The 19,608-nt window shown below is 73.2% G+C and carries 20 protein-coding genes; 10 read left to right on the forward strand and 10 right to left on the reverse strand.

What is annotated here, in order from left to right; all coding sequences use genetic code 11:
• Positions 1-47 precede the first annotated feature (47 nt).
• Both KVT45_RS02350 and KVT45_RS02355 read left to right on the forward strand, forming a co-directional pair.
• Positions 48-1,181 carry a dolichyl-phosphate beta-glucosyltransferase gene (locus KVT45_RS02350; RefSeq protein ID WP_217544736.1) on the forward strand — a complete coding sequence of 378 codons (1,134 nt, stop codon included), beginning with the start codon at positions 48-50 and terminating at the stop codon, positions 1,179-1,181.
• Positions 1,178-2,434, forward strand: coding sequence for a hypothetical protein (locus tag KVT45_RS02355; protein ID WP_254646140.1), 1,257 nt, complete (start codon positions 1,178-1,180; stop codon positions 2,432-2,434). Before KVT45_RS02350 ends, KVT45_RS02355 begins: the two co-directional genes overlap by 4 nt.
• Before the next feature lie 28 nt (positions 2,435-2,462).
• On the opposite strand, the gene KVT45_RS02360 is transcribed toward KVT45_RS02355, so the two are convergent.
• Complete coding sequence (locus KVT45_RS02360; protein WP_308310619.1) at positions 2,463-3,263, reverse strand: SAM-dependent methyltransferase; 801 nt, start codon at positions 3,261-3,263, stop codon at positions 2,463-2,465.
• 243 nt (positions 3,264-3,506) lie between these two features.
• Between KVT45_RS02360 and KVT45_RS02365 the strand changes: the two genes are divergently transcribed.
• On the forward strand, positions 3,507-3,896 hold the full coding sequence (locus KVT45_RS02365; RefSeq protein WP_089105746.1) for a cold-shock protein: 390 nt from the start codon (positions 3,507-3,509) through the stop codon (positions 3,894-3,896).
• 49 nt (positions 3,897-3,945) lie between these two features.
• Here the strand turns inward: KVT45_RS02365 and KVT45_RS02370 are convergent, their stop codons facing one another.
• From KVT45_RS02370 to KVT45_RS02390, 5 genes are read right to left on the reverse strand one after another with little or no spacing between them, the layout of a single operon-like run.
• Entirely contained in the window at positions 3,946-4,722 is a 777-nt protein-coding gene (locus tag KVT45_RS02370) for an ABC transporter permease (protein WP_217544738.1), read from the reverse strand.
• Positions 4,719-6,233, reverse strand: a complete 1,515-nt coding sequence (locus KVT45_RS02375; RefSeq protein WP_217544739.1) for an ABC transporter permease subunit — start codon at positions 6,231-6,233, stop codon at positions 4,719-4,721. The genes KVT45_RS02370 and KVT45_RS02375 overlap by 4 nt, the downstream gene beginning before the upstream one ends.
• Positions 6,230-7,162 (reverse strand): ATP-binding cassette domain-containing protein, encoded by a 933-nt coding sequence (locus KVT45_RS02380; protein WP_217544740.1) that lies wholly within the window; start codon positions 7,160-7,162, stop codon positions 6,230-6,232. The genes KVT45_RS02375 and KVT45_RS02380 overlap by 4 nt, the downstream gene beginning before the upstream one ends.
• 35 nt (positions 7,163-7,197) lie before the next feature.
• A complete protein-coding gene (locus tag KVT45_RS02385) occupies positions 7,198-7,917 on the reverse strand; it encodes a response regulator transcription factor (protein WP_217544741.1) in 720 nt (239 codons plus the stop codon).
• On the reverse strand, positions 7,914-9,179 hold the full coding sequence (locus KVT45_RS02390) for a sensor histidine kinase (protein WP_254646251.1): 1,266 nt from the start codon (positions 9,177-9,179) through the stop codon (positions 7,914-7,916). The genes KVT45_RS02385 and KVT45_RS02390 overlap by 4 nt, the downstream gene beginning before the upstream one ends.
• 177 nt (positions 9,180-9,356) lie before the next feature.
• On the opposite strand from KVT45_RS02390, the gene KVT45_RS02395 reads away from it, so the two are divergent.
• From KVT45_RS02395 to KVT45_RS02405, 3 genes are all read left to right on the forward strand, one after another.
• Positions 9,357-9,944: a hypothetical protein gene (locus KVT45_RS02395; RefSeq protein ID WP_254646142.1), complete on the forward strand. Its 588-nt coding sequence runs from the start codon at positions 9,357-9,359 to the stop codon at positions 9,942-9,944.
• A 144-nt stretch (positions 9,945-10,088) separates the two neighbouring features.
• Positions 10,089-11,450, forward strand: a complete 1,362-nt coding sequence (locus KVT45_RS02400) for a carotenoid oxygenase family protein (RefSeq protein WP_217544742.1) — start codon at positions 10,089-10,091, stop codon at positions 11,448-11,450.
• A gap of 130 nt (positions 11,451-11,580) precedes the next feature.
• Complete coding sequence (locus KVT45_RS02405) at positions 11,581-12,552, forward strand: RNA polymerase sigma factor (RefSeq protein ID WP_217544743.1); 972 nt, start codon at positions 11,581-11,583, stop codon at positions 12,550-12,552.
• Between the two features lie 4 nt (positions 12,553-12,556).
• On the opposite strand, the gene KVT45_RS02410 is transcribed toward KVT45_RS02405, so the two are convergent.
• Together KVT45_RS02410 and KVT45_RS02415 are read right to left on the reverse strand one after the other, a co-directional pair.
• The gene (locus KVT45_RS02410; protein WP_217544744.1) at positions 12,557-14,050 is read right to left on the reverse strand and encodes a UbiD family decarboxylase; all 1,494 of its coding nucleotides are present in this window, start codon (positions 14,048-14,050) and stop codon (positions 12,557-12,559) included.
• Positions 14,050-14,649 (reverse strand): non-oxidative hydroxyarylic acid decarboxylases subunit B, encoded by a 600-nt coding sequence (locus KVT45_RS02415; RefSeq protein ID WP_217544745.1) that lies wholly within the window; start codon positions 14,647-14,649, stop codon positions 14,050-14,052. The genes KVT45_RS02410 and KVT45_RS02415 overlap by 1 nt, the downstream gene beginning before the upstream one ends.
• Before the next feature lie 114 nt (positions 14,650-14,763).
• Here KVT45_RS02415 and KVT45_RS02420 point away from each other — a divergent pair, with 114 nt between their 5' ends.
• Positions 14,764-15,207, forward strand: a complete 444-nt coding sequence (locus KVT45_RS02420; protein WP_217544746.1) for a MarR family winged helix-turn-helix transcriptional regulator — start codon at positions 14,764-14,766, stop codon at positions 15,205-15,207.
• Positions 15,208-15,253: 46 nt separating this feature from the next.
• Here the strand turns inward: KVT45_RS02420 and KVT45_RS02425 are convergent, their stop codons facing one another.
• Both KVT45_RS02425 and KVT45_RS02430 read right to left on the reverse strand, forming a co-directional pair.
• The gene (locus KVT45_RS02425; protein WP_308310620.1) at positions 15,254-15,751 is read right to left on the reverse strand and encodes a MarR family transcriptional regulator; all 498 of its coding nucleotides are present in this window, start codon (positions 15,749-15,751) and stop codon (positions 15,254-15,256) included.
• 69 nt (positions 15,752-15,820) lie between these two features.
• On the reverse strand, positions 15,821-16,609 hold the full coding sequence (locus KVT45_RS02430) for a DUF3152 domain-containing protein (RefSeq protein ID WP_308310621.1): 789 nt from the start codon (positions 16,607-16,609) through the stop codon (positions 15,821-15,823).
• A 241-nt stretch (positions 16,610-16,850) separates the two neighbouring features.
• Here KVT45_RS02430 and KVT45_RS02435 point away from each other — a divergent pair, with 241 nt between their 5' ends.
• The 3 genes from KVT45_RS02435 to KVT45_RS02445 are packed head-to-tail and all read left to right on the forward strand — an operon-like array spanning position 16,851 to position 19,608.
• A complete protein-coding gene (locus tag KVT45_RS02435; protein WP_217544748.1) occupies positions 16,851-17,543 on the forward strand; it encodes a response regulator transcription factor in 693 nt (230 codons plus the stop codon).
• Positions 17,540-19,024, forward strand: a complete 1,485-nt coding sequence (locus KVT45_RS02440; RefSeq protein ID WP_217544749.1) for a HAMP domain-containing sensor histidine kinase — start codon at positions 17,540-17,542, stop codon at positions 19,022-19,024. Before KVT45_RS02435 ends, KVT45_RS02440 begins: the two co-directional genes overlap by 4 nt.
• Positions 19,021-19,608, forward strand: coding sequence for a hypothetical protein (locus KVT45_RS02445; RefSeq protein WP_217544750.1), 588 nt, complete (start codon positions 19,021-19,023; stop codon positions 19,606-19,608). The genes KVT45_RS02440 and KVT45_RS02445 overlap by 4 nt, the downstream gene beginning before the upstream one ends.

Consider the following 19,608-nt stretch of genomic DNA (forward strand, 5'->3'; position numbering starts at 1 on the left):
GTGTCTTCGGCACGCCCCGAGAACGAGAGCGAATGCGAAAAAACGCCATGAATCATCCTCGGATCACGCTCCCGGTCCCTGCGCCGCCGACTCCGGCGCACCATGACGAGCCGGTCCTCGACCTGGCCGTACCGGTGTTCAACGAGGAGGCGGACCTGGAGCCCAGCGTGCGGCGGCTCCACGCCCACCTGCGGGAGACGTTCCCGTACCCCTTCCGGATCACCGTCGCGGACAACGCCAGCACCGACGCCACCCCGCTCATCGCGGCCCGGCTCGCCGCCGAGCTGCCCGAGGTGGAGTGGATACGGCTGGCCGAGAAGGGCCGCGGCCGCGCGCTGCGGGCCGTCTGGTCGGCATCGTCGGCGCCCGTCGTCGGCTATCTCGACGTGGACCTGTCGACCGGGCTCGCGGCACTCCTGCCGCTCGTCGCCCCGCTGCTCTCGGGCCACTCCGACCTGGCCATCGGCACCCGGCTGGCGCCCGGCGCCCGGGTGGTGCGGGGCCCGAAACGGGAGGCCATCTCCCGCTGTTACAACGTCCTGCTGCGCTGCACGCTGTCGGTGGGGTTCTCGGACGCGCAGTGCGGGTTCAAGGCCGTACGACGGGACGCCGCCGCGCGGCTGCTGCCGCTGGTGCGGGACTCCGCGTGGTTCTTCGACACCGAGCTGCTGGTGGTCGCGGAGCGAGCCGGGCTGCGGATCCACGAGGTGCCGGTCGACTGGGTGGACGACCCCGACAGCCGGGTCGCGCTGCTGTCCACGGCGCTCGCCGATCTGCGCGGCATCGCGAGGGTCGCGCTGTCGCCGGCCCCGGGCGCGCTGCCGTCGGGGCGGCCACCACGACCGTACGTCGTCCCCGCGGCCGTCATGGCTCTCGCCCATCTGCTCCTGTACGCGGCTCTGCGCCCGGCCGCCGCCGCGCAGGTGGCCAACGCGCTGTCCCTGCTGGCCTGCTGGACGCTCGCCCTGCCGGTCCGCGGCCGGCTCCCGCGGCCCGCGCTGCCCGCCCTGGCCGCTCGCCTGGCGCTCACCGCCGGTTCGCTCGCCGTCCTGCGGCACACGGTCCCCGCCGCCGGACTCCGCGCGGAACTGGCCGCGCTCGCCACCGCCCACCTGTCCCTCGTCCTCGCGCGGTCGGCCTTCGGCGGGCGGCGTCGCCGGACGGAGTCCACGGCCTCATGACCACGCCCCTGAAGAACACGGCGCCACCCCGGCCCGCCGCCTCCGGGACCGCCGTGCCGGGCCCCGGACAGCGCGTGCGCGACGCGGTCCGCCGCCACGGCCCGGTCCTCGCGCTGTACGGCGTGCTGAAGCTCGTCGGCTTCGGCTCCTTCATGTATCTGCTGGACTCGGCCGGGGACTTCCGCAGGAAGCATCCGCGGTTCGGGGGCGGCGCGCACACCTGGGACGTGCTGGGCACCTGGGACGGCTGGTGGTACCAGCAGATCGCCCTGCACGGCTACCATCCCGCGCTGGTCCCGGTCCCCGGGGCCACCGGCCTGATCACCCTCCAGGGCAACTCGGCCGCGTTCTTCCCGCTCTACCCGGTGCTGATGCGGACGGCGATGGAGGTCACCGGGCTCGGCCCGTTCGGAGCGGGGCTGCTGGTGTCGGTCGCGGCGTCGTTCGCGGCGGCGCTGGGGATCTTCGCCGTCGCCGCGTGGTTCGGCGGCCGGCGGGCGGGGCTTGCGGCTGCCGGGCTGTGGGCCGTGTGGCCGGGTTCCGGCGTGGAGTGGGCGGTCTACTCGGACTCGCTGTACGTGGCCCTGGCCGCCTGGGCCCTGTACGCCGTGCTGACCCGCCGCTGGCTGACGGCGGGGGTGCTGACCTTCACGGCGGGCCTCAACCGGCCCACCGCCGTTGCCCTGATCGCCGCACTCGCCGTGGCCGCGCTCCTCGCCCTGCGCCGACGCGAGGACGGCGTCGCCCGTCCGCTGACCGCGATGCTCGTGGCCCCGCTGGGCCTGCTCGGCTACCTGGGCTGGGTGGGCCACCGCATGGGCGACTACCGCGGCTACTTCGAGCTCCAGTCAGGGGCGTGGGGGCACGAGTTCGACTACGGCAGACAGACCCTGGACGTCCTGACGTCCGTCCCCGTGGGCCACTTCGGCTATCTCTTCGCGCTCCCCTTCGCGGACGTCATCGGGGTCGGGGTGGTCCTGCTGGACCTGGCGCTGCTGCCGCTGCTGTTCCGGCTGCGGCCGCCGGCGGTGCTGGTCGTCCACACGGTGCTCACCCTCGCCCTGGTGCTGGGCAGTCAGCAGTACTTCGCGAACGTCTCGCGCTATCTGCTGCCCGCCTTCCCGCTGTTCGTCCCGCCGGCGGTCGCGCTGCGCCGGATCGGCCTGCCCTGCCTCTGCGTTCTGCTGGGCATCGCGGCGCTGGCCTCCGGCTCGTACGCGGGCTACGCCCTGTTCGAGCTCGGAGTGCCCTGACGGCGGCTCAGTCCCGCTCGACCGCGGCTCAGGCCTTCTTGACGGCCACTCCGCCGTAGAAGCCGATCTCCTCGGAGCCGGCCGGCGGGGTGGCCTCCGGGCGCCAGAACGGGACCTGGGCGACGCCGGGTTCGACCAGCTCGAACCCGTCGAAGAACCCCTCCACCCTGGCCCGGGGGCGCAGGTTCATGGAGGCGGTCGCGTTGTTGTAGACGGCCTGGGCCTCGCTGCGGTCGTCGGCGAAGTCGTCGGTGGCGTGCGAGAGCACCAGGAAGCTGCCGGCCGGGAGCGCGTCGCGCAGGGTGGCCACGATCCGCTCGGGCTCCTCCTCGTCGCGGACGAAGTGGAGGATGGCGACGAGGAACAGAGCGACCGGCTCACCGAAGTCGATGATGCGGCGCACCTCGGGGTGGTCGATGACGGACTGCGGGTCGCGCAGGTCGGCGAGGACGATGCTGGTGGTACCGGCCCGGCTGAGCAGCGCGTCGCCGTGGGCCTTCACGATCGGGTCGTTGTCGACGTAGGCGACGCGGACGTCCGGCGCCAGCTCCTGGGCTACCTCGTGCACGTTCGGTGAGGTGGGCAGCCCGGTGCCGATGTCGAGGATCTGGCGGACGCCGCTGCCGATGACGTGCCGGACCGCGCGCTGGAGGAAGCCGCGGTTGGCCCGTACGGAGATCCACACCTCGGGCGCGACGGCGGCGAGCTGGTCGGCGGCCTTGCGGTCCACCTCGTAGTTGTCCTTGCCGCCCAGCAGGTAGTCGTAGATCCGCGCCGGATGCGGCTTGCTGGTGTCGATCTCCACGGACCCGTTGCCGTCCTGCGTCACGTGCGCTCCTCTCAACGACCGTCCCGGCCCCCCTTGGCTCACCGACGGCTGGCGACAGCTTTCCATATCAACTTCTGTTCCGGCGCACCGAGTTCCCGCTCCGCCCGCCCTCCCGACGATCGCGTGGAGCACGCCCGCGGCACCGGCCGACGGGCCCGGTCGACCGACCGGGCCGGACTTGACTACCATCTGGACCAGGTGTCCGGGCAGGTGGCCCGGTTTGGTTTTGGTTGGGGGTTTCACATGGTTTCTGGTCGTGTGGTGCGGTTCGACAGCTCGCGCGGGTACGGTTTCATCGCTCCGGACGGTGGCGGAGAGGACGTCTTCCTGCATGTGAACGACATGCAGATGTCGGAGTCGTACGTCCGCCCCGGCGTGGCCGTGGAGTTCGAGATCGAGGCCGGCGAACGCGGTCCGAAGGCGTCCGGTGTCCGGCTCGCCCGGGGAGCCGACGTCCGCACGCTCGGGCCGGACGACGACTCGCTGTGCGATCTGCTCAGCGCGGACGAGTTCACCCGCGAGGTCACCGAGACGCTGCTGGCGTCGGCGCCCACGCTCACCGCGGAGGAGATCGTGCGGGTCCGGGGCGCGCTGGCCCAGTTCGCGAAGAACCACGGCTGGATCGAGGGCTGACCCGCCCGCGACGGGCGGCCGGTTCACGTGTCGCGTCCACGTGTCGCGTTCACGCATCGCGCAAGCGCAGCAGCCGGCCGCCCGCCGTGAGGGCGGCGACCGCCCAGAGGGCCAGGACGCCCAGCCCCTGCCAGGGGCCGATGGGCGGTCGGCCGATGCCGACGGTCGTCTGGACGGCCAGGCCGGCCGTCATCGGCGCGAACTGCTGGAGGTGGCGCTGCCAGTCCGGGTCGGCCACGACCTGGGCGAGGACCGGGAAGACGAACAGCAGCGCCAGCACGATGCCGACCGCGGTGGCCGAGTTCCGTACCGCGAGCGCCAGGCCCAGGCTCAGCAGGCCGATCAGCGCCAGGTAGAGCACGGAGCCGGCCGCGGCCCGCAGGGTGGGCCCCTCGGTCAACGACAGGGCCGGGTAGCCGTGTTCCCGGGTGAAGCCCCGGCCCGGCTCGACCAGCCGCCCGATCAGCAGCGAGCCGAGCACCGAGACCGTCGCGGCCGCCAGCGTCACGGCGGTGAGGACGGCGGCCTTGGCGGACAGGACCGTCAGCCGTCGCGGCACCGCCGTCAGGGTGGTGCGCATCATGCCGGTGCCGTACTCGTTGCCTACCGTCAGGACGGCCAGGACCGCGACCGCGACCTGCCCGGCCATGACCCCGGTCAGGCTCAGCCGCGCGGGATCACCGCCGCAGCCCGGGGCGTCGCACCGGGAGGACATCGCCACCCCGGCGCCGACCGCCACGGTCAGCGCGACCAGGCTCAGCACCAGCCAGGCGTTGGCGGTGTCGGTGCGCAGCTTCGTCCACTCCGCGTGCCCGGCGCGCCTCATGCGTCCCTCCGGCGCAGCAGCACGACGGCGGACCCGAACGCGACGGCCGCGTAGCCGCACAGCACCGCGAACCCGGCCCAGGGCGAGAGCGGGAAGTACCCGGACGACGGCGCGTAGACGGTGACCACCTGGTCGTACCGCACGACGCTCTGCTGGACGGCGAACCCGGCGGCCGGGGTGACCCGCAGCAGCCACTCGGCCGCCCCGTCGGGCAGCACCGACGCCGTCGCGAGCAGGTAGGGCAGGACCATGCCGACGACCACCACGGTGATGGCGACGGCGCTGCGCCGCAGGATCGTGCCGACGCCGAGGGCGAACACCGCGGCGGCGGCGAGCAGCATGCCGGTGCCGACGACGACCCGCACCTCGGTGCCGGTGGGCACGGTGAGCACCGGGAAGCCGCCGGCCCGCGAACGCGCTGAGCCGAGCGGGACCATCACGGCGGCGGCGGCCGTCCCGGCGAGGAAGGAGACCCCGCCCACCACGAGCGCCTTGGCCACGAGGACCCGGCCGCGGCGCGGGCTGGCGGCGAGGGTGAGGCCGATGAGTCCGCGCCGGTACTCGACGGTGATGTATCCGGCGGCGACCACCACGACCACGACGAGCCCGGCGAACGCGCCGACGAGGAAGTTCTCGATGGTCCGCACCCCGCTGGTGGCCGGGCCGCCGACGACCGGCGCGATGTCCCCGGCCCCGGTCACGGTGTAACCGGAACCGGACCGTACGGCCGTGCCCTTGGTGCCCGCGGTGTAGCTGCCCGAGGCCCCGGCGTCGTCGCCCACCTGCCGGTACCGCCAACCGCCCGGCGTCCAGCCCCCGTCCAGGGCGATCCGGTCGAAGCCGCCGGTGGCCACCGCGGGCGCGAAGCCGGAACCGGTCCCGGTGGACTGCCGGGCCGACGGCGAGGTCACGAACAGCCCTGCCCGGACGGTGTCCGGGAGCCCCGCGAGCCGGGCGGTGCCGACCTCGCTCCAGGTGCGGCCGTCGGCCGACTGGTAGCCGGTGAGCACGTCGCCCGCGCGCCGCAGCCGGAGCCAGCGCGGCGACGAGGAGGAGACCGGACCCGCCGCTCCGGCGACGTCGTGCGTGTAGTCGTACTGCATCCGCACGCCGTGGCCTCCCGTGACCATGACCGCCGCGTACGACGAGCCCTGCGCCAGTCCGCCCTTGACGATGATCCCGGCCTTCGCCCAGGGTGCGAGGCCGGATCCGGTGTGGCCGGGGTCGGTGGCGATCACGCCGGTGAGCGAGGTCACGGCGACGGTGATCGTGCCGTCGCCGGTCAGCGACCGGTGCACGAAGGAGAAGTCATCGTTGACCGCCTCGCCGCCCGGGCCGACGGGGAGGGCCGAACCCGAGCCCCGGTTGCCGGCCGCGGTGGCGAGCAGCCCGACCAGGCAGACGACGAGGGCGGCGCCGACGCTGCTCACCCACCAGCCGCGCACGGTACGGAACTTGGTCCACTCCGCGTGCAGCAGCGGCCCGAACCCGCCGAGGGTGGCCGTGGTCATCGACCGGCCTCCTCGGGCAGGGTCCCGCGGTACTGGACGGCGTCGCGGGTCAGTTCCATGTACGCCTCCTCAAGGGAGGCGCGATGCGCGGCGACCTCGGCGAACGGCACACCGTGCCCGCCGAGCAGCGAGACGATCCGCTCGGCGGCCAGCCCGGTGACGGTGACCGAGTCGGGGCCCGTGGAACTGACGGTGGCGCCGGCGCGGGCGAGCACCGTCATGGCGTCGCCGCGCGCGGAGGTACGCAGGGTGACCTGTCCGCGGGAGACGGACTCCAGCAGCTCACGCACGCTCATGTCGGCGACGACCCGGCCCCGGCCGACGACGATCACATGGTCGGCGGTGTCCTGGAGTTCGCCCATGAGGTGGCTGGAGACCAGGACGGCCCGTCCCTCCCCGGCGAGGGACGCGAGGAAGCCGCGCATCCACCGGAAGCCTTCCGGGTCGAGCCCGTTGAACGGTTCGTCCAGCATCACCGCGGGCGGGTCGCCGAGCAGGGCGGCCGCGATGCCGAGCCGCTGCCGCATGCCGAGCGAGAAGCCGCCCGCCTTCCGGTGCGCCGCGTCCCGCAGGCCGACCTGCCCGAGCACCTCCTCGACCCGTGCGGCGCGCAGGCCCTGGGAGTGCGCCAGCCACAGCAGATGGTGGCGGGCGGTGCGGGCGGGCTGGACGGCCGCGGCGTCCAGCAGCGCCCCGATGCGGGTGAAGGGGGTGCGCAGTTCGTGGTACCGGCGGCCGCCGACGAGGGCGCTGCCCCGGTCGGGCCGGTCCAGGCCGAGGATCACCCGCATCGTGGTGGACTTGCCGGCGCCGTTCGGGCCCACGAAGCCGGTGACCCGGCCGGGCCGGACGGTGAACTCCATCCCGTCCAGCGCCCGCACGCTCCCGAAGCGCTTGTGCAAGCCACTGACCTGGATCGTCGTTTCCATGACCGCCAGGCTAGGAAGCGCGGCGGCCGGACGCGTCACCCCTCGGAGCCAGCTTTCGCATCCCTCGCACGGGGGACGACGAGTCCTGACTCGTAGGCGGCGACGACGGCCTGGGTGCGGTCGCGCAGGCCGAGCTTGGCGAGGATCCGGCTGACGTGGGTCTTGACCGTCTCCTCGCCGACGACGAGCCGGGCCGCGATCTCCGGGTTCGACAGGCCCTCGGCGACGAGCAGCAGCACCTCGGTCTCCCGGGCGGTGAGCGTGCCCAGCCGGGGCGGCGGGACACTCGCGGCGGCCCGGTCGGGCAGCCGGGCGAACTCGCCGATCAGCCGGCGGGTGATGGCGGGGGCGAGCAGGGCGTCCCCGGCGGCGACGACCCGGACGGCGTCGAAGAGCCGCTCGGCGGTGACCTCCTTGAGCAGGAAGCCGCTGGCGCCGGCGCGCAGGGCGTCGTAGACGTACTCGTCCAGGTCGAAGGTGGTGAGGATGAGGACCCGCGGCCGGCCGGTCTGTTCCGGTGCGGTGCCCAGGAGCCGGCGGGTGGCCTCTATGCCGTCCAGACCCGGCATACGGATGTCCATGAGGACGACGTCGGGGCGGGTCTCCCGGCACACGCCGACTGCCTCGGTGCCGTCGGCGGCGGTGCCGACGACGGTGAAGTCGGGCTGGGAGTCCAGCAGCGCGGCGAAGCCGGTGCGGACGACCAGGTGGTCGTCGGCGATCACGACGCGGATCGGCGGGGTGGGGACGCTCATGCGCTCTCTTCCGTCCTGGCCTCGGGTTCGTCGCGCGGCGGCGCGGGGAAGCGGGCGGCCACCACGAAGCCGCCGACGTCCGCCGAGCCGGTGCGGACGTCCCCGGCCACCGCGGCGGCCCGCTCGCGCATGCCCAACAGGCCGTGTCCGTCGGGGGGTCGACCGGCGTCCGGGCCTGGGCCGTTGTCGCGGACGCGCAGGTGCAGGCGGTCGTCGGTGTAGTGCAGTTCGACGTCCACGGCGGCGCCCGGCGCGTGTTTGCGGGCGTTGGTGAGGGACTCCTGGACGATCCGGTAGACGGCGAGTTCGACCCCGGGGTCGAGGGTGCGGGGAAAGCCGCTGAGGACCAGCCGGACGGAGCCGCCGGCGGCCGAACGGGCCTCGTCGAGGAGGTCGTTGAGGTGGCGCAGGCCCGGCTGGGGGTTGCGCTCGCCGCCGGTCGCGGACCCGGTGTCCGCGCGCAGCACACCGAGCAGCCGGCGCATCTCGGTGAGCGCGGCGCGTGCGGTGTCCCCGATGCCGAGGAGGCGTTCGGCGCCCTGGGCGGGCATGCCGGGGGTGGCCACCCGGGCGGTCTCGGCCTGTACGGCGATCATGGAGAGGTGGTGGCCGACGACGTCGTGGAGTTCACGGACGATCCGGGCGCGCTCGCCCCGCGCCGCGTTCTCCCATTCGGTCACGGCCATGACTTGGCGTGCGGCGGAGTGCGCGCGCCGGTGCTCGGCGGCCCGTGCGGCGAGCCCGGCACAGGCGGCGGCGGGCGCGAGCGCGGCGAGCAGCACCGTGCGGGTGGCCGTGTCCGTAGCGGTGTCCGTGACCGTGGCCATGTCCGTGACCGTGGACAGGGCCAGGGCGAGGAAGGGCGCGCCGAGCAGGAGCGCGAGCGGTGTGGAACCGGTGCGGGCCAGCCGGTACTGGACGACGAGCTGGGCCGTGAGTCCCGCGACCGTCAGGGTGTGGAGGATCGTGAGCGAGCCGAGGCTCGCGGCGGTGACCGTGACCCCGGCCGCCAACGGCCGCAGGAACAGCGGCGGTAGCGCCGTTGCCAGGCAGAACAGCCCTATGACCAGGGTGAGTTGCACGCGGCCGGTGCCGGAGGCGGCGTCCGCGAACATCCGCGGGACCGAGCCGTGGCCGGCGACGAACTCCGCGAGGGACTCGGTGACCGCGAGGCATCCGAGCAACACCGCGCAGGCGTAGGGCCGTTGGGCGATCCGGCGGCGCGGCCGGCGCCCGGTGTCCCGCCATGCCCCCGCACGCATCACGCCGGTCAGTATGACAGCGGGCGCGTCCGGTCATCCAAACATCATCGTGACGAGGGTCACACTCCCGCGGTCGAACTTTGGCGCTCGTCCTGCATCTAGTCCGCGTCGGTTCTCGAACGGCCGCGGAGCAACCCCCCTCCAGGGCCGTCCAATTGATTCAGCAAGGAACATTCAATGGGTTTCATGGCTTATCTGCGCGGCTTCGTCCCCTGGATCGTCGCCGGCGTCGTGTCGGGCTTCGTCGACTGGCGCTGGGGCGCTGTCGCCGGTGTCGTCTCGGGGCTGGTGCTGCTGCTCCAGGACCGCCGTCGGGGGGTCGACCTCGACGCGCTGATCCTGGAGGCCAGCACCATCCTGTACTTCCTCGTGATCGGCGGCGTCTCCCTCAGCAACCCTGACTCGGGGCTGAAGGACCACACGGACGTCCTCTCGTTCGCCTGGCTGGCCGCCACCGCGTGGGGATCCATGGCGATCCGCCGCCCCTTCACGCTGGGCATCGCCAAGCGCCAGACGCCGCGCGAGTACTGGGACATGCCCGAGTTCCTCCAGGTCAACAACCACATCACCAGCTCCTGGGGCGCCGGCTTCACCTTCATCGCCGTCGCCCTGGCCATCAGCAACGCGGTGGACGCCCCGGCCTGGGTGGGCATCACCGCCCACGTCATCGGCCTGACCGCCCCGATCGTCTTCACGAAGGTCTACCCGGAGCGGGTGCAGCGGCGCCTGCTGGAGTCCCAGGGGCTGTCGTCCGCACCCCGGTGACCCGTCGCCACTGCTCCGCACGGCGTCCGGGATCCCGAACGCCGGGCAGCAGGCCGAGCTCCTGCCCGGCCACCGCCTGATCACCCCGGACCTGATCCAGCACGGGGCCGGCACCGCCCTGCCGGCCCGGACAAGGAAAGCACCATGACCGAAGAGACCACCCTCCCCCTCTACCTCCGAGGCCGATTCGCCCCGGTCGCCGAGGAGCACAGCGCCTTCAACCTCACCGTGCGCGGCACCCTCCCGTCCGAACTGGACGGCCGCTACCTGCGCAACGGCCCCAACCCGCTGCCCGACGAGGACAACGGCCACTGGTTCACCGGCCCCGGCATGCTCCACGGCCTCCGGCTGCGCGACGGAAACGCCGAGTGGTACCGCAACCGGTGGATCCGCACCAGGGAGCTGGAGGGCCACCCGTTCGTCCGCGAGGACGGCACCTTCGACCTCACCGCGACACCCGGCAACACCCATGTCATCCGGCACGCCGACACGGTGCTGGCGCTGTGCGAGGTCGGCTTCCCCTACTGGGTCACCCCGGCACTGGAGACCGTCGGGCCGTACGACTTCGGCGGCAAGCTGACCACGTCGATGACCGCACACCCCAAGGAGGATCCGGTCACCGGCGAACTCCACCTGTTCGGAACCGCGTTCGCCCCGCCGTATCTCACCTACCACCGGGTCACCGCGGAGGGGGAGCTGGTCGACAGCCGCCCGATCGAGGTGCCGGGCCCGACGATGATGCACGACTTCGCCATCACCGAGCACCACATCGTCTGGATGGACCTGCCCGTCGTCTTCCGGCCCGAACTCGCCGGCCACGGCGGCATGCCCTACCAGTGGGACGAGGGCTACGGCGCGCGGCTCGGCATCATGTCCCGCACGCCCGGCAGCACCGAGGTGCGCTGGTTCGACGTCGACCCCTGCTACGTCTTCCACGTCGGCAACGCCTCCGAGGACGCGCAGGGACGGATCGTCCTCGACGCGGTGCGCTACGACCACGACAGGTTCGAGCACGCCTGGGGCGACATCGGCGGGCCCACCGGCGTGGCCGTCGTGCCGGAGCCGGGCCTCGTCCAGGCGCCCGCGGTGCTGTACCGCTGGACGCTGGACCCGGCCACCGGCAAGGCCACCGAGCACCAGCTGGACGACCGGGACGCCGAGTTCCCCACCCACAACGAGACCCTCACCGGGCGCGAGAACCGCTACCTGTACACGGTCTCCGGTGACGGCATAGCCAAGCACGACCTCACGGGCCAGACCACCCGGGTCCATGCGACGCCCGGCGCCCGGTACGCGGGTGAGGCGGTGTTCGTCCCGGCCGCGAAGGGCCGGAGCGAGGACGAGGGCTGGCTGCTGTCGCTCGTCTCCGACGACGACGGCAAGGCCGGGGAACTGCTCGTCCTCGACGCCACGGACCTCTCCGAGCAGGCGGTGGTGGAACTCCCCTACGCTGTCCCGGCGGGTTTCCACGGCAGCTGGCTGCCGGAACTCGGCGACGAGGACTAGCCGGAGCCCGCGAGAACAGAGAGGCCGAGAAGATGCGGTTGCTCCGGTCCGGGCGCCGGAAGGACACACCACCTGGTGCCGGTTCGGCACCCGGTCCCGCAGCCGCCTTCTCCCTCGCCGGTGCGGCCTCGTGATCCAGGAGACGGCCGAGGCCGCGCGCGTCGAGGACGCGGTGCTCACCCGGGCCGCGCAGGCGGGCGAGGTCGTCGCCCTGGGGCTGCTGCTCGAACGCCACCGCGCGGGTATGCGCGCGGTGGCGCTGAGCCTGCTCGGGCCGGGCCCGGACACCGAGGACGTCCTGCAGGACGCGGCGCTGACCGCGCTGCGGCGGATCGGCGACGTCCGCGATCCGGGGGCGGTGGGCGCGTGGCTGCGGATGATCGTGCGCAACGCCGCGCGCTCCCTGCTGCGGGACGCGGTTCCGGTCCGGCCGGTGGACGAGGGCCTGCACCTGCCGTCCGCGGAGGCGGGTCCGGAGCAGTGGCTGGAACAGAGCGCGCTGCGGGACTGGATCTGGGCGGCGCTGGAGGAACTCTCCCCGACGCTGCGGCTGCCGCTGGTGCTGCGCCACTTCACCACGAGCGTCACCTCGTACGAGGAGATAGCCGGCGTCTGCGGGATCCCCGTCGGCACGGTCCGCAGCCGGCTCAGTCAGGGCCGGGCCAAGCTCGCGGCGGCCCTGGCCGGCACGGCGGACGCCGCGCACGGCGACACCGCGCGGCGCACCCGGGACAGCCGTACCCAGGCCCGGGAGACACTGGCGGCCGCCGAGAGCGGGCACTTCGGCGCGCTGCTCACGGAACGCTGGTCCCCCGAGGTCGCCCTGCTCAGGGGCGATGACCGGGTCGGGGGCGGGGACCTGCTGGTGCGTGCCATGGACGGCGACATCGCCGCCGGGGTGCGGCAGCGCCTCGCGCATGCCGTCGCCGGACGGTCGCTGGCCATCTGGGAGATGGACATCGTCAACCCGTCCGACGACCCCGGGCACTGCCCGCCCACCGTGGCCTGGCTGATGACGCTGGACGAGGCCGGCCGGGTGCACCGGCTGCGCCTGTTCCATCCGCGGCCGCTGCAGGCGATGGAGCTGCTCCCGGCGCTGTGACCTGTCAGGCGCCGGGGCCGGCCTCGGCCGACTGGGCCTCGGCGGCGAGGACCCTGGCGCGCAGCTCCGCCGGGAAGACGCCCTCGAAGGTGGCCTGCGGGGCGCGGCCGTGGCCCTCCGCCGGGAGCAGCGCGTCATGGACGACGACGGCTCCCCAGCCGCTGTGCAGTTCCTCCTCGGTGAAGCACGGGTACCACGGCATGATCGGCCCGTGCCACTGCTCCTGACGCAGCGTCGGGTGCACCCGGGTGGCCAGTGCCCACAGCAGGTCCGAGTCGTTCGCCGGGTCCACGTCGTCGTCGAGGACGTAGACGACCGGGGAGAGCCGGCCGACCCGGGTGCCGTTGAGCACCTCGCCGATGCGGTGCACGAACCGCGCGGTGTCCATGCCGGGCATCAGGTCGCGCCAGTTCGACGGGACCGTGATCACCGTCCAGAAGCAGGCGGCGCGCAGCGGCAGCCAGGCGGTGGTGACGGGCAGCCCGGCCTTGCGCAGTTCCGCGACGACCTCGCCGGAGATTCCGGCGGCGGGTGCGACGTGCGAGTCGTCGACGGGCCGTCCGGCGGGGGCGAGCGGCCAGATCGGGGCGTCCCGGTAGGTGATCGCCTCGATGCCGAACAGCGGCTGCGGCGAGGTCTCGGGCAGTGCCCAGCCGTGGAACTCGGCGAACGGCCCCTCGACGGCGTCGCGGGTCGCGGACAGGTGGCCCTCGATGACGACCTCGGCGGAGGCCGGCACCTCCAGGTCGTTGGTCTCGCACTTCACCACGTCGACCGGCCTGCCGAGCAGCGCTCCGAGATACGCGCCCTCGTCGACCTCGGTCGGGACGGTCATGCCGCCGACCACGGCGGCACCCGGGTCACCGCCCTGGAAGAGGGCGTACGGCATCGGTTCGCCGATGGCCTCCCACTCGCGCCAGATCATCCCGAGGTGCTGGCCCGGCAGGACCAGTCCGGTCATGTGCCGGTCGTCGATCTTCATGATCCGGGAGATGGCCCAGTTGGTCCAGCGGCCGTCCGGTGTCCTGGCGACGACGACGCCCCAGGTGTTGACGTAGGGGCCGCCGTCGGCCTGATGGACGAACGGGATCGGGAACCGGTCGAGCCGGGCGTCGTCACCGGTCAGGACGTGCTGCTTGCAGGGCGCGCCGGTGGACGCCACCCGCCGCGGCGGGAGCAGTTCCCCGGTGCCCGCCTGCGCGAGCCTTTCGACCAGTTCGGCGGCGGTCGTGGTGTGGGGCAGGCCGAGCGAGAGGGAGATCCGGGCCAGCGGATGCCCGGGGATGCTGGACAGGGCACCGGGGGCGCCGACCATGCGGAAGCCCTCGGCGACCCCCTTGAGGTGCTCGAAGAACGGGGCGGGGCGGCCGTTCTCGGTGGAGCGCCGGGTGACGGCGGACGCCTCCAGGTCGGGATCGATCACCCGGGAGATGCGCTGGAGGTCGCCCAGCTCTTCGAGCGCGGCGAGGTAGGAACGGAAGTCATCGGTGGCGGACATCAGCTGGTTGCGCCTTTCGGTTCGGACTGGCGGGGCATTCCGTCCCAGCGCCGGTCCGACGGCACCTGGATGCCGATCTGGTCCAGCACTCGGACGGCGATGTGCCCGACGAGGTCGTCGATGGTCTGCGGGCGGTTGTAGAAGGCCGGCATCGGCGGCACGATCCGCGCTCCCATGCGGGAGAGCGCGAGCATGTTCTCCAGATGGATCTCGCTGAGCGGGGTCTCCCTCGGCACGAGCACCAGGGGCCGCCGTTCCTTCAGCGTGACGTCGGCGGCGCGCGGGATGAGGCCGTCGGCGTATCCGGTGCGGATCCCGGCGAGGGTCTTCATGCTGCACGGCGCGATGATCATGGCGTCGACCGGGAAAGAGCCGGACGAGATCGCCGCGCCCTGGTCGTTCCACGCGTACGTCACGTCCGCCAGGTCGGTGACGTCGCGCACCGAGTGGTCGGTCTCCAGATGAATGGTCGCCCTGGCCCACTGGGACAGCACGAGATGGGTCTCCACGTCCGGCTGCTCCCGCAGCATGCGCAGCAGTTCGACACCGAAGACGGCGCCGGTGGCCCCCGTCATCCCCAAGATCACTCGTCGCGGCATGAGAAACACCTTCCGTACGCGGTAAGTCCGTACACGGATCAATCTAGACCACCTGCCTTGCGATGGCAAACGCTCCGTGTGCGGAATGACAGTGCACGGAGGTAACCTGGGCCCATGACGAGTGGTGCGCGATACGACGGAACGCTGGAAGACGGCATGGCCCACCAGCTGCGACGGGCCTCGCAGGCGGTGAACGCCTCGTGGCAGCTGCGCAGCGGCGACCTGACGCCGCCGCAGTTCGCCGTGCTTCAGATCCTGGACGAACGCGGAAGCCTGGACCAGAAGACGCTCGGCGCTCTCGCCGCGGTCGACCGCTCGACGCTCACTCCCCTGCTCGACCGGCTCGTGGCGCGCGGACTGGTCACCAAGAACACGGATCCCGACAACCGCCGCCGCCAGCTGATCGCCCTGACTCCCGCCGGGCGGGAACGCACGGCGCTGGGCCGCGAGCAGGCCCAGGAGACCAGCCGCTGGATAGAGGAACTGCTCGGCCCCGACCGGCTGGCGACCCTGACCCTGCTGCTCAAGGAACTCGGGGACGCGGGCCGCGAGCAGTAGACAGTGCCCGTACGGTCGCCTTAACGCTCAAGTCATCGTGGTGCGCTCAGCGCACCGGCGAGTCGATCCGTCCGAGGATGCGTTCGGCGTCCTGGCCGAGCCGGCGAAGACGCTCGGGAGAGAGGTTGTCCACGACGAGGTGGCGGACGTTGGCCACATGGGCGGGCGCGGCCGACTCCAGCTTCCGCATGCCGTCGGGCAGCAGGATGGCGTTGGTGAACCGCCCGTCGGCCGGGTCCGGTTCCCGCCGGACGTAACCACGCTTCTCCAGCCGCTTCACCAGGTGCGACAGCCGGGACAGCGACGAGTTGGTCTCCTCGGCCAGCACACTCATCCGCAGGGTCCGGTCGGGCGTCTCGGCCAGCATCGCCATGGCCATGTACTCGACCATGCTCAGGTCCGCGTCCCGCTGCAGCTGGGCGTCCAGGGCCCAGGGCAGCCGGTTGATCAGACGGACCACCGACATCCACGAGGCCAGTTCAGCGGGCGTCAGCCACCGGTCGGCGTGCTCGTCGTCCGGTCGGGGCTGGTCGGGAGCGGTCACGTCGGGAGCGTATCAGCTCACTTGAGCCTTCATGTCATGCCCGCGGGGCGCACCGCACCGGCGGCCGGGTCAGGACACGGCCGGTCCGGTCAGGTACCGCCCCTTCTCGTCGTACGGCCAGACGTTGGGCAGGCACCCGTGCATGCCCTTGATCTGCTGCATCATCACGGGAGCCGGCTGCCCGGCACCCGGGCAGCCGACATGGCCGTGGCCGAGGAAGTGGCCGACCTCGTGGTTGATGATCAGCGCCCGGTAGTCCTTGACGCGCCGGGCGTAGACGGGGGTCGCGAGGAGCCAGCGCCTGAGGTTCACCATGACCTGCCGGCCCACGTCGCAGTTGACCTCGCCGCCGGTGTCCAGCCCGTACTCCCCGCAGATCCTGTCCACCGTCCCGGGCGTCGCGACCCGGACGACGAAGTCGGTCGGACCGCTCGACACCCGTTCGAACGCCGAGTGGCCGTCGGCGGTCCAGCCACGCCGGTCGGCCAGGATCCGCTCGACCTGCCGGGCGACGTCCGCCGTGGACAGGTCGATGCCGTTCTCGACGTCGACCCGGTAGCGCAGGACCGTCCCGGACCCGACCCTGGTGCTGCCGCCGGCCGCGGTGACGAACGTGCCCGGTCCCGTGGCCGGGATCTCCGGGGTGGGCGAGGTACCGGGGCGAGGCGAGGCGGAGGTGGTGGCCGGACCGGGCGACGGGGACCGGGAGCCGTGCGCCGGACCGGTGGCGCCGAGGCGCCCGGAGCGCGCCCGCTCGGTGGGCCCGGTCGGGCCGCCGGCGTGGGCCGCACCCGTACCGGACGAACCCCCGTCGACGGCCGCGAACCCGGCGGCGCCCAGGACCGCCAGCGCGGCCACGGCTCCCCAGACGGGCCCCTTCCGCTTCCCTCTGCTGGGCGAGGCATGCGAGGGACCGCTCCGGCGACTGCCCCGGGACGAAGCTGCTGTACGCGTGGTCATGACCGTCAGGCTGTGATCGGAATGTGATCGGACCTGGCGCAAGCGATAACGAAGAGATAACGGGCGTGACGTTGCAGGCTTATATGATCATCCCGTAACAAGCGCACAGCTGTGCGGATGCGATGCGGATACTGAGCGCATGCCACGCGTTCTGCTGATCGAAGACGACCGTGCCGTGCGGGAGGGGGTGGCCCTCGCCCTGCGCCGCCAGGGCCACGAGGTCGCCGCCGTGGCGACCGGCGAGGACGGGCTGGAGCGGGTGCGGTCCTTCCGGCCGGACGTCGTGGTGCTGGACCTCATGCTGCCCGGCATGCCCGGACTCGACGTGTGCCGCCGGATCCGCGGCCTCGACCAGACCCTGCCGATCGTCATGGCGACCGCGCGAGGCGACGACGAGGACATCGTGGTGGGCCTGGAGGCGGGCGCCGACGACTATGTGGTCAAACCCGTGCGGGCGCGGGTGCTGGAGGCCCGGCTCCGCGCGGTGCTGCGCCGGGCGGGCGGCCCACCCGCCGAGGGCGGCATACCGAAGATCGACACCTACGGGGACCTGTCCGTCGACCGGGCCGGGCTCTCGGTCGCCCGCGGGGGTGTGCCGATCCCGCTCGCCCCCTCCGAACTCCGTCTGCTGCTCACCCTGTCCGCGTCGCCCGGTCAGGTGTTCAGCCGGCAGCAGCTCCTGGAGGCGGTCTGGGAGCACAGCTACCACGGGGACGCACGGCTGGTGGACGCCTGCGTGCGGCGGCTGCGCGCCAAGATGGGCGAGCCACCGCGCGAACCGCGCCACATCCAGACCGTGCGCGGCTTCGGCTACCGGTTCGCGGCCCGGTGAGGCGCCCGCGTCTCCCGCAGCTGCGCGGTCTGCGGATCCGCCTGGTGCTCGCCTTCACGCTGGTCGCCGCCGTCACCGCGGCCACCACCGGCGCCCTGACCTTCCGCGAGGCCCGTACCGGCGTGCTCCAGCAGAGCCAGGACGCCGTGATCCAGCAGCTGCGCACGCAGGTCGGCCGCCTCGCCCCGGACCTCGCCTTCCCGCCGGACCGGACCGCACTGGCACGGTTCGCGTCGGACGTGGCCCGCTCGGAGCCCTCCGGGACCTGGCGGGTGCTGGCCACCTACGGCAGCCTGAGCGCCACCTCCGCCGCGGGCGACCGCTTCGAGGAGCTGACGCCCGCCGTGCGCGAGGCCGTCGGCTCCAGCATGGCCACGGTCTTCCAGCGGGTGGCCGACGGCGACCGCACCGCACTCGTCGTCGGCATGTCGGTCACCTTCGACCAGGCACCCGCCAAGGGCGTGTACACCTCCGGTGTCCATGTCTTCCTGACGGTGCCCCAGACCACCGAACGCGCCTACGTCGACGCCCTGGTCACCGCCGCCGAACGCGCCGCGGTGCCCGCGCTGACGCTCGCCGTACTGCTGGCGCTGCTCGCCGCCCGCGGGGTGCTGCGCCCGGTTCGGGCCCTGCGCCACGCCACCCGCAGCATCGCCGAGGGACGCCTGGACACCCGGCTCGCCGTCGACGGATCCGACGAACTCGCCGATCTCTCCCACACGTTCAACGAGACGGCCGCCGCGCTGGAGAAGTCGGTGGCCGAACTGCGCGGCATGGAGGCCCGGGCCCGCCGCTTCGCCGCGGACGTGTCGCACGAACTGCGCACCCCGCTCGCCGCCATGTCCGCTGTCACCGACGTCCTCGACGAGGACGCCGCCGGCCTGGACCCGGACACCGCCACCGCCGTCCGTCTGATCAGCGAGGAGACCGTGAAGCTGGCCCGGCTGGTGGACGACCTGATGGAGATCTCCCGTTTCGACGCGGGCGCCGCGGTGCTGCACCTGGACGAGATCGACCTCGCCGAGTCCCTGCGGCGCACCCTGGACGCCCGCGCCTGGACCGGCCTGGTGGACTGCGACCTGCCGCCGCCCGGCACCCTGCGCGGCCGCGTCGACCCGCGCCGCCTCGACGTCGTCGTGGCCAACCTGGTCGGCAACGCACTACGGCACGGCGCCCGGCCGGTCGCCCTGCGCCTGTACGACGGCGGGGAGCCCGGCGGGGCGCGGCTCGCGGTGATCGAGGTGCTGGACAGCGGGCCCGGGATCCCGGACGACGTGCTGCCGCAGGTCTTCGAGCGGTTCTACAAGTCGGACGCCGCCCGCACCCGCACCGAGGGCAGCGGCCTGGGCCTCGCGATCACCGCGGAGAACGTCCGGGTGCACGGCGGCACGGTCCGCGCCGCGAACCGGCCCGGGGGCGGCGCCGTCTTCACCGTACGGCTCCCCCTGCCGGCCGGCGAACCGGCCCGGGAGGACCGGTGACGAGCCTCCGGCGGCGGGCCCGCCTCGCGCTCCTGGTCCCGGCGGCGGTGGGCGTCCTGGCCTCCTGCGGCATCCCCGCGACCGGTGTGGTGCAGGCGGGCGGTCCCGCCGGTGGCGTCGTGCCGAAGACGCGGCTGTACTTCGTGCGGGACGGCGCTCTGGTCGCCGTCCGGCGCGATACCGACGCGCCGGGCGACGTCGAGTCGGCGCTGCGGGAACTGCTCCTGGGCCCGACCGGCGCGGAGCGCGGCAAGGGACTGACGACGCGCCTGCCCCTGCTCACGGGCCTGCCGTCGGCGGTCCCCGCCGTCCCGGCGCCGAGCGGGGGTGCCACCGCCGTACCGGAGGCGTCCGACGGGGCGCACTTCTTGCGGGTGACCGCTCGGGAGGACCGGATCTCCGTCGAACTGTCCGCCTTCGCCGGCGAGTTGAGCGATCCCGGCCTCGCCGCCGCACAGCTCGCCTGCACTGCGGACGCGGCGCAGCGCATAGCCGACCCCGGTGCCGAACCCGAGCCGGTGACGGTCACGCTCCCCGACGGCCGGCACGTCGAGGGAGCCGCCGGCGGGTGCCCCGGCGCCTGA

The organism is Streptomyces sp. GbtcB6 (assembly GCF_019091475.1).
Taxonomy (GTDB): domain Bacteria; phylum Actinomycetota; class Actinomycetes; order Streptomycetales; family Streptomycetaceae; genus Streptomyces; species Streptomyces hyaluromycini.

Bases quoted from the DNA above. Each gene is read 5' to 3' on its own strand.
- KVT45_RS02410 (WP_217544744.1), bottom strand. From the start codon at position 14,050: ATGTCCGCCACCGATGACTTCCGTTCCTACCTCGCCGCGCTCGAAGAG.
- KVT45_RS02435 (WP_217544748.1), top strand. From the start codon at position 16,851: ATGCCACGCGTTCTGCTGATCGAAGACGACCGTGCCGTGCGGGAGGGG.
- KVT45_RS02400 (WP_217544742.1), top strand. From the start codon at position 10,089: ATGACCGAAGAGACCACCCTCCCCCTCTACCTCCGAGGCCGATTCGCC.
- KVT45_RS02365 (WP_089105746.1), top strand. From the start codon at position 3,507: ATGGTTTCTGGTCGTGTGGTGCGGTTCGACAGCTCGCGCGGGTACGGT.
- KVT45_RS02415 (WP_217544745.1), bottom strand. From the start codon at position 14,649: ATGCCGCGACGAGTGATCTTGGGGATGACGGGGGCCACCGGCGCCGTC.
- KVT45_RS02380 (WP_217544740.1), bottom strand. From the start codon at position 7,162: ATGGAAACGACGATCCAGGTCAGTGGCTTGCACAAGCGCTTCGGGAGC.
- KVT45_RS02385 (WP_217544741.1), bottom strand. From the start codon at position 7,917: ATGAGCGTCCCCACCCCGCCGATCCGCGTCGTGATCGCCGACGACCAC.
- KVT45_RS02350 (WP_217544736.1), top strand. From the start codon at position 48: ATGAATCATCCTCGGATCACGCTCCCGGTCCCTGCGCCGCCGACTCCG.
- KVT45_RS02375 (WP_217544739.1), bottom strand. From the start codon at position 6,233: ATGACCACGGCCACCCTCGGCGGGTTCGGGCCGCTGCTGCACGCGGAG.
- KVT45_RS02370 (WP_217544738.1), bottom strand. From the start codon at position 4,722: ATGAGGCGCGCCGGGCACGCGGAGTGGACGAAGCTGCGCACCGACACC.
- KVT45_RS02420 (WP_217544746.1), top strand. From the start codon at position 14,764: ATGACGAGTGGTGCGCGATACGACGGAACGCTGGAAGACGGCATGGCC.
- KVT45_RS02395 (WP_254646142.1), top strand. From the start codon at position 9,357: ATGGGTTTCATGGCTTATCTGCGCGGCTTCGTCCCCTGGATCGTCGCC.
- KVT45_RS02355 (WP_254646140.1), top strand. From the start codon at position 1,178: ATGACCACGCCCCTGAAGAACACGGCGCCACCCCGGCCCGCCGCCTCC.
- KVT45_RS02390 (WP_254646251.1), bottom strand. From the start codon at position 9,179: ATGCGTGCGGGGGCATGGCGGGACACCGGGCGCCGGCCGCGCCGCCGG.